General features: G+C 68.0%; 15 protein-coding genes. 4 read left to right on the top strand and 11 right to left on the bottom strand.

Going from position 1 to position 14,484, the window contains the following annotated elements; genetic code table 11:
* Nucleotides 1-90: 90 nt before the first annotated feature.
* Nucleotides 91-1,239, bottom strand: coding sequence for a 5-(carboxyamino)imidazole ribonucleotide synthase (locus AC3A3X_RS06580; RefSeq protein WP_487582234.1), 1,149 nt, complete (start codon nt 1,237-1,239; stop codon nt 91-93).
* Nucleotides 1,236-1,739, bottom strand: coding sequence for a 5-(carboxyamino)imidazole ribonucleotide mutase (gene purE / locus AC3A3X_RS06575; RefSeq protein WP_487582233.1), 504 nt, complete (start codon nt 1,737-1,739; stop codon nt 1,236-1,238). Before purE ends, AC3A3X_RS06580 begins: the two co-directional genes overlap by 4 nt.
* A 64-nt stretch (nt 1,740-1,803) precedes the next feature.
* On the opposite strand from purE, the gene AC3A3X_RS06570 reads away from it, so the two are divergent.
* Together AC3A3X_RS06570 and nadC are read left to right on the top strand one after the other, a co-directional pair.
* Nucleotides 1,804-2,073, top strand: a complete 270-nt coding sequence (locus AC3A3X_RS06570; protein WP_487582232.1) for a Trm112 family protein — start codon at nt 1,804-1,806, stop codon at nt 2,071-2,073.
* Nucleotides 2,070-2,942 carry a carboxylating nicotinate-nucleotide diphosphorylase gene (nadC, locus tag AC3A3X_RS06565; protein ID WP_487582231.1) on the top strand — a complete coding sequence of 291 codons (873 nt, stop codon included), beginning with the start codon at nt 2,070-2,072 and terminating at the stop codon, nt 2,940-2,942. Before AC3A3X_RS06570 ends, nadC begins: the two co-directional genes overlap by 4 nt.
* A gap of 65 nt (nt 2,943-3,007) precedes the next feature.
* Here the strand turns inward: nadC and AC3A3X_RS06560 are convergent, their stop codons facing one another.
* On the bottom strand, nt 3,008-3,817 hold the full coding sequence (locus AC3A3X_RS06560) for an FHA domain-containing protein (RefSeq protein WP_487582230.1): 810 nt from the start codon (nt 3,815-3,817) through the stop codon (nt 3,008-3,010).
* Nucleotides 3,818-3,923: 106 nt separating this feature from the next.
* Here AC3A3X_RS06560 and AC3A3X_RS06555 point away from each other — a divergent pair, with 106 nt between their 5' ends.
* Nucleotides 3,924-4,247 carry a DUF3301 domain-containing protein gene (locus tag AC3A3X_RS06555; protein ID WP_158733118.1) on the top strand — a complete coding sequence of 108 codons (324 nt, stop codon included), beginning with the start codon at nt 3,924-3,926 and terminating at the stop codon, nt 4,245-4,247.
* A gap of 411 nt (nt 4,248-4,658) precedes the next feature.
* Here the strand turns inward: AC3A3X_RS06555 and AC3A3X_RS06550 are convergent, their stop codons facing one another.
* The 7 genes from AC3A3X_RS06550 to AC3A3X_RS06520 all read right to left on the bottom strand — a co-directional run bounded on the left by AC3A3X_RS06550 (nt 4,659) and on the right by AC3A3X_RS06520 (nt 10,907).
* Nucleotides 4,659-5,162: a ClpXP protease specificity-enhancing factor gene (locus tag AC3A3X_RS06550; protein ID WP_487582229.1), complete on the bottom strand. Its 504-nt coding sequence runs from the start codon at nt 5,160-5,162 to the stop codon at nt 4,659-4,661.
* 105 nt (nt 5,163-5,267) lie between these two features.
* Nucleotides 5,268-5,903, bottom strand: a complete 636-nt coding sequence (locus AC3A3X_RS06545; RefSeq protein ID WP_158733116.1) for a glutathione S-transferase N-terminal domain-containing protein — start codon at nt 5,901-5,903, stop codon at nt 5,268-5,270.
* A gap of 149 nt (nt 5,904-6,052) precedes the next feature.
* Nucleotides 6,053-6,838, bottom strand: a complete 786-nt coding sequence (locus tag AC3A3X_RS06540) for a cytochrome c1 (protein WP_487582228.1) — start codon at nt 6,836-6,838, stop codon at nt 6,053-6,055.
* Nucleotides 6,831-8,090, bottom strand: a complete 1,260-nt coding sequence (locus tag AC3A3X_RS06535) for a cytochrome b (RefSeq protein WP_487582227.1) — start codon at nt 8,088-8,090, stop codon at nt 6,831-6,833. The genes AC3A3X_RS06540 and AC3A3X_RS06535 overlap by 8 nt, the downstream gene beginning before the upstream one ends.
* A gap of 3 nt (nt 8,091-8,093) precedes the next feature.
* On the bottom strand, nt 8,094-8,717 hold the full coding sequence (gene petA, locus AC3A3X_RS06530) for a ubiquinol-cytochrome c reductase iron-sulfur subunit (RefSeq protein ID WP_487582226.1): 624 nt from the start codon (nt 8,715-8,717) through the stop codon (nt 8,094-8,096).
* A 178-nt stretch (nt 8,718-8,895) separates the two neighbouring features.
* Complete coding sequence (locus AC3A3X_RS06525) at nt 8,896-9,837, bottom strand: lytic transglycosylase domain-containing protein (RefSeq protein WP_487582225.1); 942 nt, start codon at nt 9,835-9,837, stop codon at nt 8,896-8,898.
* Nucleotides 9,838-10,025: 188 nt separating this feature from the next.
* Nucleotides 10,026-10,907 (bottom strand): lytic transglycosylase domain-containing protein, encoded by an 882-nt coding sequence (locus AC3A3X_RS06520; RefSeq protein ID WP_487582224.1) that lies wholly within the window; start codon nt 10,905-10,907, stop codon nt 10,026-10,028.
* A 152-nt stretch (nt 10,908-11,059) separates the two neighbouring features.
* Between AC3A3X_RS06520 and miaB the strand changes: the two genes are divergently transcribed.
* Nucleotides 11,060-12,463, top strand: a complete 1,404-nt coding sequence (miaB, locus tag AC3A3X_RS06515) for a tRNA (N6-isopentenyl adenosine(37)-C2)-methylthiotransferase MiaB (protein ID WP_487582223.1) — start codon at nt 11,060-11,062, stop codon at nt 12,461-12,463.
* Nucleotides 12,464-12,627: 164 nt separating this feature from the next.
* Here the strand turns inward: miaB and AC3A3X_RS06510 are convergent, their stop codons facing one another.
* Nucleotides 12,628-14,292, bottom strand: coding sequence for an amidohydrolase (locus AC3A3X_RS06510; protein ID WP_487582222.1), 1,665 nt, complete (start codon nt 14,290-14,292; stop codon nt 12,628-12,630).
* Nucleotides 14,293-14,484: the final 192 nt, after the last annotated feature.

The following is a 14,484-nucleotide window of genomic DNA, read 5'->3' as shown; positions in this document are numbered from 1 at the left end:
AGGTGCCCGGAGGGCGGATGAGGGCGCTTTCTGCAATGCGCTAGAGGCTGCCCTCACCCCAACCCCTCTCCCGCACGCGGGAGAGGGGCTCTAAAGCGAACGAGCCAGCGCCGCAATCACCGGATCGACCTGCGCCTGGCGGCCCAGGCCTTCGCCTACGCGCTGCAGTGACGTCGCCAGCGCCTGCGCCGAATCGGCGCGCACGGTGGCATGACCGACCTTGCGCCCGGCACGCGGCAACTTGCCATAGTCGTGCCAGTGCCCGCCCGGCTCGGCCAACACCGGCGTTGCCGACGGCATCTCGCCGATCCAGTTGAGCATGCACGCCAGGCCGACCATGCGCGTATCGCCCAATGGCAGGCCCAACACCGCGCGCAGATGGTTCTGGAACTGCGAGGTCTCGCTGCCTTCGATCGTCCAATGGCCGGAGTTGTGCACGCGCGGCGCCAGTTCGTTGGCCAGCAGTTCACCGTCACGGCAGAACAGCTCGAGCGCGAACACGCCGACGTAATCCAGCGCCTCGCCCAGCTTGCGGGCATGCTCGTAGGCGACTTCCGCCAGTGCGCTGTCGACGCGCGCAGGGGCGAGACTGGCCGAGAGCACGCCGTCGACGTGCCAGTTCTCGGTCAGCGGCCAGGTGCGGAACTCGCCATCGCGACCGCGCACGGCCACCACCGACAACTCACGCTCGAAGTGGATGAAGCCTTCCAGGATCAGCCCGACCTTGCTCGCCTGCGCGCCCAGCGCCTCCCAGGCGGCATCGGCATCGGCGGTCGTCTTGATGCGGAACTGGCCCTTGCCGTCGTAGCCGAGACGCCGGGTCTTGAGGATGCACGGCGTGCCGATCTGCGCGATCGCGGCGTCGAGCTGCTCGCGCGTCTCGATGGCGGCGAACGGCGGCACCGGGATGCCCAGTCGCTGGAACAGGGTCTTCTCTGCCAGGCGATCCTGCGCCGTCGCCAGCGCGCGCGGGTTCGGGAATACCTGCACCCGCTCGCTCAGCCACTGCGCCGACTCGGCCGGCACGTTCTCGAAATCAAACGTGGCCACGTCGACGCGCGAGGCGAATTCGGCCAGGGTGGTTTCGTCGCGGTAGTCACCCACCACCATCGGCGCGAACTGGCCCGCGCAGGCATCGGCGACGTTGTCCATCACCAGGAAGCGCAGGCCGAGCGGCGCGCCGGAAAGCGCGAGCATGCGGGCCAGCTGCCCGCCACCGAGGATGCCGACGGTGGTCATTTCCGCGGATCGTCGTTGGCGAGCACGTCGTCGGTCTGGCGCGTGCGGAACGTTTCGAGCGCGGCGCCGATCGCCGGATGCTCGGCAGCGAGCATGGCTGCGGCGAACAGTGCGGCATTGGCGGCACCGGCGTTGCCGATGGCAAAGGTCGCCACCGGAATGCCAGCCGGCATCTGCACGATCGACAGCAGCGAGTCCATGCCGTTGAGCGCCTTGCTCTGCACCGGCACGCCCAGCACCGGCACGGCGGTCTTGGCGGCGAGCATGCCCGGCAAGTGGGCGGCACCGCCGGCACCGGCGATGATCGCGCGCAGGCCACGCGACTGCGCCGTGGCGGCGTAGTCGAACAGCACGTCGGGGGTGCGATGCGCCGAGACCACGCGGATCTCATGCGGGACGCCCAGCGCCTCCAGCCTGGCGGCGGCGTGCTGCATCGTCTCCCAGTCGGAGCGCGAGCCCATCACGATGCCCACCAGCGGGGCCACTAACGATTCGGACATTGGTCGAGCCTTGGTGCAAAGACGTATTCTAACCGCCTGTTCCGTTCTCCCGGCATCACACCGTATGGATCGCAAGCTGCTCGACCTGCTCGTCTGCCCGACCACCCGCCAGCCCCTGCAACTGCTGGACAGCCGCGGCCTGCAGGCCCTGAACGCCGCGATCCAGGCCGGTGGCATCGTCCGCGGCGACGGCAGCGCCCAGGCCGAACCGGTCAAGGAGGCGCTGGTCACCCGCGACCGCAAGCTCGCCTACCGCATCGACGACGGCATCCCGGTGCTGCTGGCCGAGGAGGCCATCGCCACCGCCCAGGTCGACGCCTTCCCCAGCGCATGACCGCACCGTTCGCCCCGCCGCCGGCCGAGGTCATCGCCGCCGACGTCGACCGCGCACTGGCCGAGGACCTCGGCAGCGGCGACGTCACCGCCTCGCTGCTGCCCGATGCCGCCGACAGCGCCTACCTGCTGTGCAAGGAAGATGCGGTGGTCTGCGGCCGGCCCTGGTTCGACGCCTGCCATCGCGCACTCGATCCGGACGTGCGCATCGACTGGCGCGTCGCCGAGGGTGACCGCGTCGCCAAGGGCACCGTTCTGGCAATCCTGCAGGGCCGTTCTCGCGCTCTGGTCAGTGCCGAGCGCGCCTCGCTGAACTTCCTGCAGACCCTGTCCGGCACCGCGACCACCACCGCGGCCTATGTCGATGCCGTGCGTGGCACCGGCGCGAAGATGCTCGACACGCGCAAGACCATTCCGGGCCTGCGCCTGGCGCAGAAGTACGCCGTGCGCGTCGGCGGCGGCGTGAACCACCGCATCGGTCTTTTTGATGCGGTGATGCTCAAGGAAAACCACATCCGCGCCGCCGGCTCGCTGACCGCCGCCATCCGCGCCGCACGCCGGATGCATCCGCAGCTGCCGCTGATCGTTGAGGTGGAGACGATCGCGCAACTGGAAGAAGCGCTGCACGAAGGCTGCGACCGCATCCTGATCGACGACTTCGATGCGGACACACGCCGCGAAGCCGTCCGCATCGCCGCAAACCCGCCGTTCAACCGGCGCATCCCGCTGGAGGTTTCCGGCGGTGTCGACATGCAGACCCTGCGGGCGATCGCCGAAGACGGCGTCGACTGCATCTCCATCGGCGGACTGACCAAGCACGTCCGCGCCATCGACCTGTCGCTCAAGCTCGGCCCGCCACCCGCTGCGTAGGAGCGAGCTTGCTCGCGATCAGAGGTGGCCGCCGCGGTTGCGCCCGGTCGCGAGCAAGCTCGCTCCTACAGTTCCAGCAGCCCTTGGCCCTTCAGCACGAAGGCGCCGACGGCCGCCGATCCGAGCACCACGACCGCCATCAGCCATGGCCACATCGGACGCCGGCGCGGGGCCTGGCGCGGCGCCGCACGCACCTGCACCGGCTCGCCCTTCGCCGTGGTCGCAAGGCGGAAGCGCAAGGTGTCGAATGCGATCTCGTCGCCGACCTTGGCCTCGCCGCGCAGCACGCGCTTGCCGTTGATGAAGCTGCCATTGCTCGACCCCAGGTCCTCGACCTGCACGCCGCTGTCGGTCGGCATCAGGCGGGCGTGGTTTCGCGACAGACCGGGCGAATCGAAACGCAGCGTGCTTTCGCTGCTGCGGCCGACCGTGATGACGCCGACCAGCGCCTCGCTGCGTCCGGACACTTCGGCCGAAACGCCGCGCAGGAAGAAGCGCGGGACCACCGGCCGCACCGCGGTCACGCCCGGGTCGTCGTTGGCTGGCGCCAGGTCCGGTCCGGGCTGCAGCGGCTGCCGACCGACCACGGGCGCCGGGCCCAGCGCGGCGAGCTTGGCCTGGACCTGGTCGAAGCCGACGCTGTCACCCGGCCGCAGCGTGATAAGGCCCGCCACCTTGCGGCCGTTGACGCTGACCACGGTGCCGGGCGGGACATCGAGCATCACGCCCTGGGCGGTCACGTGCAGCTGGCAATGCTGCGGCAACACCCCGGGGTGGTCGATGACGATGGTGGAATGTGGATCGGAGCCGACGCGATTGATGCCGTGGCCCAGCAGAACCTGCGGGTGTTCGCCACCCGGAAAGACGAGTTTCATCGTGGACCTGCTCCCCTGTCAGCAATGTCCTGTACCCCTTGCGGCCGGCGCGGCGCGCCGCCACATTTAGGACCTGGATACCCCACGCTCCGCGGTCCCGAATTGCATGCCGACTTTACTGATCCTGATGATTGCCGCTGCGATGGTGTTCGCATTCTGGAGCGCCGGACGCGCCGCCGCCGAGCGTGCCGAGGCGGTCGGCCGGGACGCCTGCAAGGCCGCCGGGGTGCAATGGCTGGACCAGAGCGTGCACGCGACCGGCATCCGCCTGTGCCGGCATGACAACGGCTGGCTGGGCTGGGAGCGCACGTTCCGCTTCGATTACTCGATCGATGGCGAGGACCGGCATGTGGGGCGCATGGTCCTGCGCGGGGATCGGTTGATTGCGTTCAGCGGGCCGGTGACGCGGGCGCCTGCGCAGTTGCATTGAGGGGTGTCGGCACGTCTGTATCGGCACGTCTGTATCTGTGCAACACCCTCACCCGTCATCCCCGCGAAGGCGGGGACCCAGTGACTTTGCCCTGCATGCAGGTCGAATCAACCTGCGCGGGAATCACCGTCGAACGGAGAGCAACGACACTGGGTCCCCGCCTTCGCGGGGATGACGGGTTGCGGGCCAACGTCCTTGGATAGTGCTGCCCTTCGGCAGCCCAAAAGACCCCGCCTTCGCGGGAATGACGGGCAACGTCGCTGGGTCCCCGCCTTCGCGGGGATGACGGGTTGAGGGGATGACGGGATGACGGGATGACGGGATGAGGGGATGACGGGTTGAGGGGCAACGTCCATGGATAGTGCTGCCCTTCGGCAGCCCAAAAGACCCCGCCTTCGCGGGAATGACGGCCTACTTGACGATGCGCAGATGCCCGCCGCGACGCGGGGTCGGTGTCGGCGATTGCGGGCCGTCGTCGTCGCCCTCGGGGGCCGGATCGCTGGGGACCGCGCTCAGCGTCGTGGTCACGCCCTCTTCGGCGCTGTCGATGTCGCCGTCGAGGTCACTGTCGTCGCCGGCGGCATGCACGTCGTCCGGCAGGGCCATGCCCTGCCCGGTCTCGCGCGCGTAGATCGCCAGCACCGCCTGCACCGGCACGCTCACCGGGTAGCTGACGCCACCGAAGCGCGCACTGAAGCGGATCGCGTCGTTGCCCATCTCCAGATGCGAGACCGCGCGCTCGGCGATATTGAGCACGATCTTGCCGTCCTTCACCGCGTGCATGGGCACCTGCACGCTCGGGCGGGCGGCATCGACCAGCAGGTGCGGGGTCATGCCGTTGTCGGCGATCCATTCGTACAACGCCCGCAGCAGATAAGGGCGGTGGCTGGTCATCGGGGGACTTTCCTGACTCATGCGGCGAGTTTAGCGCCGTCGCGTCGCGGGCAGGTGGAAACCGGCGGCAAATAAACCAAGCGGGCCATGCGGCCCGCTCGTCGAATCGGAATGCCGGCGGCCGAATCAGGCCGGCATTTCGCGCAGTTTGCGTTCCTGTTCGGTCAGGCTGCGGGTGAAGCCGGGATTGCGGAAAATGCGGTTGCCGTAGTCCTCGATCGCCTTGCCGTCCTTCGGCATCGGCACGCCCAGCGCATCGAGCCGCCAGATGATCGGCGCCATCGCGCAGTCGGCCAGGCTCATCTCCGGATTGAGGAAGAACTTGCTCGCCTTGAACAGCGGCACCGAGGCGGTCAGCAGTTCCTTCAGGCGCTTGCGACCGGCTTCGGCCTGGGCCTTGTTGCCCAGCTGGATGGCCTGCACCTGCGGCACCCAGTCGTGCTCCAGGCGCAGCATCGCCAGGCGCAGGCGTGCGCGCGAAAGCGGGTCGACCGGCATCAGCGGCGGGTGCGGGTAGCGTTCGTCGAGGTACTCGCTGACCACGCTGGCCGCATAGAGCACCAGGTCGCGCTCGACCAGGGTCGGCACCGAGTGGTAGGGGTTGAGGTCGACGAGGTCTTCGGGCGGGTTCTGCGGGTCGACCGGGACCAGATCGTAGGTGACGCCTTTGGCCGCAAGCACCAGGCGCACGCGGTGACACAGCACGCAATCGGTGGAGGAAAACAGCGTCAGGGCATTACGCATACGTGGACTCGCCGCCATTATCGACCTCTCCCAGCCACCGGAATCCGCCAGTGGCAAGACGCCATCCACCCCGTGTGGACGGTCGTCACGGCCTCGATCGCGCAGCGCGCCGCATCAACCAAGGAGCCCGCACATTGCTGGGCGGGCTCCAAGGGATACAGCAGCGATCAGTGCTTGTCCACGTCTCGCCAGTACTCGATCTTGAGCAGGTAGGCGATGATGGTGAACATCGCCAGGAACAGGATCACCCATACGCCCAGGTTCTGGCGCTTGAGGGCGGCCGGTTCGCCGGCGTACTCGAGGAAGGTGGTGATGTCGCGCACTGCCTGGTTGAAGCCCTGCTCGTCGAGCTGCCCCGGCTGGGTCACCTTCAGTCCGTGCACCGGGCGGTCGCCGGTCTTCTTGTCGGCTTCGCCGAACTCGGCGTGCTGAAGACCCTGCAGTTCCCACAGCGGGTTGGGCATCGAGGCGTTCGGGAACAGCTGGTTGTTCCAGCCCAGCGGACGCGACTCGTCCAGGTAGAACGACTTCAGATAGGTGTAGATCCAGTCGCTGCCACGCACGCGCGCGATCAGGCTCAGGTCCGGCGGCATCTTGCCGAACCACTGGTTGGCGTGCTCCGGCGTCAGGCTGACCTGGATCTGCTCACCGACCTTGGCGCCGGTGAAGTTCAGGTTGGCCATGACGTCGTCCTCGCTCAGGCCGAGGTCTTCGGCCATGCGCGAGTAACGCAGGTACTTGAGCGAGTGGCAGCCCGAGCAGTAGTTCATGTACAGCTTGGCGCCGCGCTGCAGCGAGGCCTGGTCGCCCAGGTCGGTGCCCGACTGCTGCAGGTGGCCGCCTTCGGATGCGAAGGCGGTGACCGACACCAACAGGCCGGCGGCAAAAATGGCGAGCTTCTTCACGATGTGCGTCTTCTGGAAGGGCTGGCGGACGTCGGTCTGGTTAGTCATGCATCGTCACCCGTTCCGGCACCGGCTTGGTCCTGTCGAGCTTGGTCCACAGCGGCATGGTGATGAAGAAGACGAAGTACAGGAAGGTCAGCACGCGGCCGATGATCGTCTCGACCGGGTCGGTACCCGGGCCGGCGCCGATCTTGCCCAGCCACAGGAAGCAGATGGCGAGCATGCCGAGCATGATCTTGGTCAGGATGCCGCGGTAGCGGTGCGACTTGACCGGCGACTTGTCCAGCCACGGCACCAGGAACAGCACCGCGATCGCGGCGAACATCACGATCACGCCGCTGAGCTTGTGCGGGATGACGCGCAACATCGCGTAGTACGGGGTGTAGTACCAGACCGGCTTGATGTGCTCCGGCGTCACCAGGCGGTTGGCCTCGGTGAAGTTGTCATGCTCCAGGAACCAGCCGCCGAAGGCCGGCGCGAAGAAGATGACGAACGCGCAGATGATCAGGAAGAAGCCGACGCCGAACAGGTCCTTGACCGTGTAGTACGGGTGGAACGGGATGCCGTCGAGCGGCTTGCTCGCGTCCCAGCGGTTGCCCTTCGGGCCTTTCTTGATGTCGACGCCGTCGGGGTTGTTGGAACCGACCTCGTGCAGCGCGCCCAGGTGCAGCACGACCAGCAGCAGAAGCACCAGCGGCAGCGCGATCACGTGCAGGGCGAAGAAGCGGTTGAGGGTGGCATCGCCGGGCAGGTAGTCGCCCATGATCCACTCGGTCAGGCCGTTGCCGATCACCGGGATCGCGCCGAACAGCGAGATGATCACCTTGGCGCCCCAGAACGACATCTGGCCCCACGGCAGCACGTAGCCCATGAAGGCTTCGGCCATCAGCACCAGGTAGATCAGCATGCCCAGGATCCACACCAGCTCGCGCGGCTTCTGGTACGAGCCGTACATCAGGCCGCGGAACATGTGCAGGTAGACGACGATGAAGAACATCGACGCGCCGGTGGAGTGCATGTAGCGGATCAGCCAGCCCCACTCCACGTCACGCATGATGTATTCGACCGACGAGAACGCTTCGGCCGCGGACGGCTTGAAGTGCATCGTCAGGAAGATGCCGGTGACGATCTGGTTGACCAGCACCAGCAGTGCCAGCGAACCGAAGTAGTACCAGAAGTTGAAGTTCTTCGGTGCGTAGTACTCGGTCATGTGCTTGCGGTACGCCGGCATCATGCCGGGCGCGCGCGCGTTGACCCAATCCCAGGCGCCGAGGGCGGTGCGGGTAATGATGTTCGACATGACTTACGCCGCTCCCTTGCTGCCGGACGACGGATCGACGCCGATCACGATCGTGGTGTCGTTCTCATAGTGGTGCGGCGGCACGACCAGGTTGGTCGGCGCCGGGACGCCCTGGAACACGCGGCCGGCCATGTCGAAGCGCGACTTGTGGCACGGGCAGAAGTAACCGCCCTTCCAGTCGTCGTCGAACGGCTCCGGGCGGATCTCGGCCTTCATTTCCGGCGAGCAGCCCAGGTGCGTGCACAGGCCGACCAGCACGGAGATCTCCGGCTTGATCGAGCGCAGCTCACCGGTGATGTAGGCCGGCTGCTGGTCCTTGTTTTCCGACTTCGGGTCGCGCAGGCGCGCGTCCAGGGTCGGCAACGCGGTCAGGATCGCCTTGGAGCGCTTGACGATCCAGATCGGCTGGCCGCGCCACTCCAGGATGATGCGCTGGCCTTCCTCCAACGCACTGATGTCCGCTGAAATCGGAGCGCCGGCGAGCTTGGCTCGGGCACTCGGGTTCCAGGACTTGATGAACGGTACCGCCACAAAACCGGCCCCGACCGCACCGACCACGGCAGTGGTCGCGGTCAGGAACCGACGGCGGCCCTGGTTGACAGGATCGTGGACCCCTTGGTTGGCCATCCGGCACTCCGCAAAGCTGTTCGAAGTTACACCGCGTAGCCAGCCACTGGCGACGGCTCGCGGCACAAAAGACGGGGAAGTGTAACGGAACGGTGAATGGCCCGACAATCCGCCGATGTTGCGCAAACCGCCCGCTGGGCCCCGGCAGGCGCCCTGCGGCCTTAAGAAACTCCTCAAATCAGCGGACGACGCTGCCCGCGCCGCGGTAGCGCTCGGCCAACTGGGCCACGCGCACGACGTAGCGCTGGGTCTCGCTGTAGGGCGGCACGCCCTTGTACTTGTCCACGGCGCCCTCGCCGGCGTTGTAGCCGGCCGCCGCCAGGGTCAGGTTGTTGTTGAAGCGCTTGAGCAGCCAGGCCAGGTACTGCACGCCACCCTGGATGTTCTGGCTGGCATCGAACGCGTTGCTGACGCCGAAGCGCCGCGCCGTCGCCGGCATCAGCTGCATCAGGCCCTGCGCACCCACGCGCGAGAGCGCGTTGGGGTTGTAGGCCGACTCGGCGTGGATGATGGCGCGCACGATCGACTCGTCCACGCCGTGCTGGCGGGCGGCGGCGGCGATCTCGTTGCGGTAGGCGTCGGTATTGAGGCGGACCGTGCCGAAGTTGACGCCGGGACGGGCAGCGCAGGCGTAGCAGGTCTCGATGTAGCTGTAGCGGATAGTGCGCACGGCGCTGGCGTTGGCCACGCCCCGCGGCGCCTTGCTGGTGTAGTGGCGCACGCCGTCCTGGATGTACGAGTACACCTGGCCGCGCACCACGCGCGGTGCCGTGCTGCTGGCCTGGGACGGGGCGGGCGATGCCGGCGTGGCTGCCGCGGGAACGAGCATTGCGACGGGCACCGCGACCGGTGCGGCCGGGGCATGGATCGAAACTGGAGAGCCGGTAACGGCATTGGCCGGGGTGGCGCTGCCCATCGCCGTCGGCGCCTTGGCGGGCGCGGCAGCCGGACGATCGACCCCGCGCGACTGGCTGATCAGGGTGCAACGGGCGCCTGCCGGCTTCTTGCTGACGTAACTGCGACTGCCGTCGGGCAGGTCGCAACGGTACAGGCCACCGGCCACGGACGGCGCCGCAGCCAGCAACAAGGCAATCCCCAGTAGCAGTGAGCCCCCCCTCATGGCCGCGAGTGTGTCCTGTCTCCCCTGGTGCTTCAAGTGTTTGATCGAACTGGGTGAATCGAAACGTGATCGGTGCCGCTTGGCGCCCGCCCACCCGTTCCTTCCAGGGCGATTCCCGTCGCTCCCATGGCGGGCGAGGCTGGAGCCCCACCTCCAGCCTCGCCCCCTGGGCCCCTGTCATGCCTCGCTCAGGGCGACGCCCTGGCGTTGCGGTAGCGATCGGCCAGCACGGCAACCCGCTCGACGTAGCGCTGGGTCTCGCTGTAGGGCGGCACGCCCTGGTAGCGGTCGACCGCGCCTTCGCCGGCGTTGTAGCCGGCCGCGGCCAGCGTCAGGTTGCCGTTGAAGCGCTTGAGCAGCCACGCCAGGTACTGCACGCCGCCGCGGATGTTCTGCCCGATGTCGAAGACATTGGCCACGCCGAAGCGCCGCGCCGTGGCCGGCATCAGCTGCATCAGCCCCTGTGCCCCGACCCGCGACAGTGCGCGCGGGTTGTAGGCCGACTCTGCGTGGATCACCGCCCGCACCACCGCCTCGTCGACGCCGAAGTCGCGCGCGGCCGCGGCGATCTCGCGGCGGTAGGCCTCGGTGTTGAGGCCGACGGTGCCGAAGTCCACGCCAGGCTGCAGGTCACAGGCGTAGCAGGTTTCCATGTAGGTGTAGCGCACCCGGCTGACCGGACCGATGCCGGCGCCATGCTCCGGGCGGCGGCTGCTGTAGATGATTTCGCCGCCGCTGTTGTAGCTGTAGATCTCGCCCTGGGCGACCCGCATCGGAACGGCGTCGGCCGCTTGCGCCGACGCTGCGCTGGCGACCTGGGGCTCCTGGAGTTCGCGCGCCACCGGCGGCAGCAGGGTCGTCTCGCCGACCCGGGCCGGCATCGACGGCTGGCTGACCCGTCCGAGCGGCGCGGGCTCGACGGCGCCCGGGCAAGCGGGCGTGGAGACTGCCGAGGCGGCCGTCAGCGGCTCGGCGCCGCGTTCGCAGCGCTCGGGGCCGGCGGCCACGACCGGCGAGAACGCCAGCAGGCACACCACCCGCAGCCACCACGCACCTGCCTTCACGGACATTCCCTCGGCCCCGTCGGCGCACGCCGCGCCCTGCCCTACTTCTGAGCGAACGCGAACCAGCCGCCAACCCGGCCCGCCCCCTGCCGCCGGCGCGGGTAGAATGACGCCCCCTCCGGAGCGGAATAACCGCCGCCCCTCCCGGAACGAGCCAGATGACCGACACGACTACCCCAGCCGCACCCGTTCCCACGGGCACCAAAAAGCTCTTCATCCAGACCCACGGCTGCCAGATGAACGAGTACGACTCGGCCAAGATGGCCGACGTGCTCGCCGCCAGCGACGGCATGGAGCTGACCGACAACGTCGAGGAAGCCGACGTCATCCTGATCAACACCTGCTCGATCCGCGAGAAGGCGCAGGAAAAGGTCTTCAGCCAGCTCGGCCGCTGGAAGTCACTCAAGCAGGGCGGCCGCCCCGTCGTGATCGGCGTCGGCGGTTGTGTCGCTTCGCAGGAAGGCGAGGCGATCGTCAAACGCGCGCCGTACGTCGACCTGGTGTTCGGCCCGCAGACCCTGCACCGACTGCCCGAGTTGATCGCCGCCAAGCGCGCGACCGGCCTGCCGCAGGTCGACATCAGCTTCCCCGAGATCGAGAAGTTCGACCGCCTGCCCGAGCCGCGCGCGGAAGGCCCGAGCGCGTTCGTCTCGATCATGGAAGGCTGCTCGAAGTACTGTTCGTTCTGCGTGGTGCCCTACACCCGCGGCGAGGAGATCAGCCGTCCGTTCGAGGACGTGCTGGTCGAAGTCGCCGACCTGGCGTCGCAGGGCGTGCGCGAGATCAACCTGCTCGGCCAGAACGTCAATGCCTACCGTGGGCCGATCGCCCCGGCCGAGGACGGCGGCGAGGCGGAAGTCGCCGACCTGGGACTGCTGATCCGCGCCATCGCCGAGATCGAAAGCATCGGCCGCATCCGCTTCACCACCTCGCATCCGCTGGAGTTCTCCGACTCGCTGATCGAGGCCTACCGCGACGTGCCCAAGCTGGCCAACTACCTGCACCTTCCCGTGCAGGCCGGCAGCGACCGCATCCTGGCGGCAATGAAGCGTGGCTACACCGCGCTCGAGTTCAAGCAGAAGATCCGCAAGCTGCGCGCCGTGCGACCGGACATCAGCGTGTCGTCGGACTTCATCGTCGGGTTCCCGGGGGAGACCGATGCCGACTTCGAAAAGACCATGAAGCTGATCGAGGACGTCGGCTTCGACCAGTCGTTCTCCTTCATCTACTCGCGCCGCCCGGGTACTCCGGCCGCCGACCTGGAAGACAGCGTCTCCAGCGAGGAAAAGCACGCGCGCCTGTCGCGCCTGCAGGCCGCCATCAACGACAACGCACGGCAAATCGGCCAGGCCATGGTCGGCAGCGTGCAGAGCGTGCTGGTGGAAGGTCCGTCGAAGAAGGACCCGAACGAGTTGACCGGCAAGACCGAGAACATGCGCTCGGTGAACTTCCCGGGCCACCCGCGCCTGGTCGGCCAGTTCGTTGATGTGGTGATCACGCAGGCGCTGAGCAACTCGCTGCGCGGGCGTGTGGCGACGACCGACGTACTGGACGTCGCCTGAACCCTGAAGCCCCTCACCCTTTTCCCTTCTCCCGCCAGCGGGAGAGGGTGCCCGAAGAGCCTGCCCCGTACTTGATACGGGGGCGGATGAGGGCGCTTTTTGCGATGCGCTAAAAGCTGCCCTCACCCCAACCCCTCTCCCGCAAGCGGGAGAGGGGCTCTGCGCTACTTCGCGGCGCGATACACCGCGCGCCCGTCGACGTACGTCGCTTCCACCGTCAACTCGCGCAAACGCGCCGGCGGGATCGCCAGCGGGTCTTCCTTGAGCACGACGAAATCGGCGCGTTTGCCGACCTCGAGACTGCCGACTTCCGTCTCGGCGAAACCGGCGTAGGCGGCATCGAGCGTGAAGCCGCGCAGCGCTTCGAACGCGGTCAGCTTCTCCTGCGGGAACCAGCCACCCACCGGCAGCCCATGCGAATCGGCGCGCGTTGCCGCCGCGTAGAGCCCGAAGCGCGGATCCACCGACTCCACCGGGAAGTCCGATCCCAGCGCCAGGCGCGCACCGCTGTCGCGCAGCTGGCGCCAGGCGTAGGCGCCGACGATCCGCTGCGGCCCGACACGATCCTGCGCCCAGGGCATGTCGCTGGTGGCGTGGGTGGGCTGCATCGAGGCGATCACGTGCAACTGCGCCAGGCGCGGCAGGTCCTGCGGCGTCAGCACCTGTGCATGCTCGATGCGCCAGCGGTGGTCGCCCGCCGCATCCGCACCCAGCGCCTTCGCATAGGCTTCGAGCACCTCGTGGTTGCCGCGGTCGCCGATGGCGTGCGTCGCCACCTGCACGCCGCAGCCCTTGGCCTTGATCGCCGCGGCCAGCAACGCCTCGGGCGACATCAGCATCAGGCCGCGATTGCCGTGGTCGTCGCTGTAGTCCTGCATCATGGCCGCGCCGCGACTGCCGAGCGCGCCGTCCGCATACAGCTTGACGGTGCGCATCTGCAGGCGGCCTGACGGATGCTTGTAAAGACCATCGCGGCAGATCTGCGCGAGCGCATCGCCGTCGCCGGACGCCATCGCAGTGATGCGCAACGGCATCTGGTTGCGATCGGCCAGGTGCTGGTAACGCTGCAACTCGGCCAGGCTGACGCCGGCGTCGTGGACGCCGGTCAGGCCGTGCTCGACAGCGGACTGCATGCCCAGAACGAGCGCGCGTTCGGCCGTGGCGTCATCGATTGGCGGCCGCGACTCGTCGACCAGGGCCATTGCGCCGTCGACGAAGATGCCGGTGGGTTTGCCGGCGGCATCGCGCTCGATGCGACCGCCATCGGGCTGCCAGTTGCCGGCGAGGTCGCGTTTGACCGCACGCATCGCCGCGCTGTTGGCCCAGCCGGCATGGCCGTCGATGCGCTCCAGCCAGACCGGACGATCGGGGAAGGCCGCATCGAGGTCGGCCGCGGTCGGGAAGCGTTTCTCGGGCCAGTCGTTCTGGTCCCAGCCGCGCCCGATCAGCCAGGCACCGGCGGGCAGTTTGGCGGCGAACTCGCGCAGGCGCTTGATCACCTCGTCCTTGCTGGTCGAATCGACCAGGTCGGCGGTGAGCATCGTCAGCCCGAGGCCGGAGACGTGCGCGTGCGCGTCGATCAGGCCGGGGACGATCGTGGCGTCCGCCGCGTCGATCCGCTTGGCCTTGGGGTAGCGCTTGAGCAGCACGGCGGTGTCGCCCAGGGCGAGGATCCGTCCGCTGTCGTCGTAGGCCAGTGCCTGCACGCGCGGCTGGGCGGTATCCATCGTGTGGATCCGGGCGGCACTCAAAACCGTGACTTCCGCTGCAGTTGCACCGCCTGCCAGCGCCAGCAGCAATGTCGAAATGGCCAATCCAAGCTTGTGCATCACGCCCTCCCCAGGCGATTGGAGCCTGGCGACTTTGCGCAATGATGCGGTGGGGTGCAAGTCGCACCGTCGTCCCCCTCGTACCGTCATCCCGGCGAAAGCCGGGATCCAGGCCCGCACCGCTGCAGCCCCCTCACCGTCATCCCGGCGAAAGCCAGGATCCATTTAGCTTTTGCTCGCTTTCCGCGAAAG

This window comes from Lysobacter sp. Soil_N_23, from assembly GCF_057656135.1.
Note: the sequence above shows the minus strand (reverse complement) of the source record. Positions and strands in the feature narration are given on the sequence as shown.

What these genes read in the sequence shown, in the direction of transcription:
- miaB (WP_487582223.1), top strand. Translation starts at nt 11,060, where the DNA reads ATGACCGACACGACTACCCCAGCCGCACCCGTTCCCACGGGCACCAAA.
- nadC (WP_487582231.1), top strand. Translation starts at nt 2,070, where the DNA reads ATGACCGCACCGTTCGCCCCGCCGCCGGCCGAGGTCATCGCCGCCGAC.
- AC3A3X_RS06555 (WP_158733118.1), top strand. Translation starts at nt 3,924, where the DNA reads ATGCCGACTTTACTGATCCTGATGATTGCCGCTGCGATGGTGTTCGCA.
- AC3A3X_RS06570 (WP_487582232.1), top strand. Translation starts at nt 1,804, where the DNA reads ATGGATCGCAAGCTGCTCGACCTGCTCGTCTGCCCGACCACCCGCCAG.
- purE (WP_487582233.1), bottom strand. Translation starts at nt 1,739, where the DNA reads ATGTCCGAATCGTTAGTGGCCCCGCTGGTGGGCATCGTGATGGGCTCG.
- AC3A3X_RS06520 (WP_487582224.1), bottom strand. Translation starts at nt 10,907, where the DNA reads ATGTCCGTGAAGGCAGGTGCGTGGTGGCTGCGGGTGGTGTGCCTGCTG.
- AC3A3X_RS06535 (WP_487582227.1), bottom strand. Translation starts at nt 8,090, where the DNA reads ATGTCGAACATCATTACCCGCACCGCCCTCGGCGCCTGGGATTGGGTC.
- AC3A3X_RS06580 (WP_487582234.1), bottom strand. Translation starts at nt 1,239, where the DNA reads ATGACCACCGTCGGCATCCTCGGTGGCGGGCAGCTGGCCCGCATGCTC.
- AC3A3X_RS06550 (WP_487582229.1), bottom strand. Translation starts at nt 5,162, where the DNA reads ATGAGTCAGGAAAGTCCCCCGATGACCAGCCACCGCCCTTATCTGCTG.
- petA (WP_487582226.1), bottom strand. Translation starts at nt 8,717, where the DNA reads ATGGCCAACCAAGGGGTCCACGATCCTGTCAACCAGGGCCGCCGTCGG.
- AC3A3X_RS06510 (WP_487582222.1), bottom strand. Translation starts at nt 14,292, where the DNA reads ATGCACAAGCTTGGATTGGCCATTTCGACATTGCTGCTGGCGCTGGCA.
- AC3A3X_RS06540 (WP_487582228.1), bottom strand. Translation starts at nt 6,838, where the DNA reads ATGACTAACCAGACCGACGTCCGCCAGCCCTTCCAGAAGACGCACATC.
- AC3A3X_RS06560 (WP_487582230.1), bottom strand. Translation starts at nt 3,817, where the DNA reads ATGAAACTCGTCTTTCCGGGTGGCGAACACCCGCAGGTTCTGCTGGGC.
- AC3A3X_RS06545 (WP_158733116.1), bottom strand. Translation starts at nt 5,903, where the DNA reads ATGGCGGCGAGTCCACGTATGCGTAATGCCCTGACGCTGTTTTCCTCC.
- AC3A3X_RS06525 (WP_487582225.1), bottom strand. Translation starts at nt 9,837, where the DNA reads ATGAGGGGGGGCTCACTGCTACTGGGGATTGCCTTGTTGCTGGCTGCG.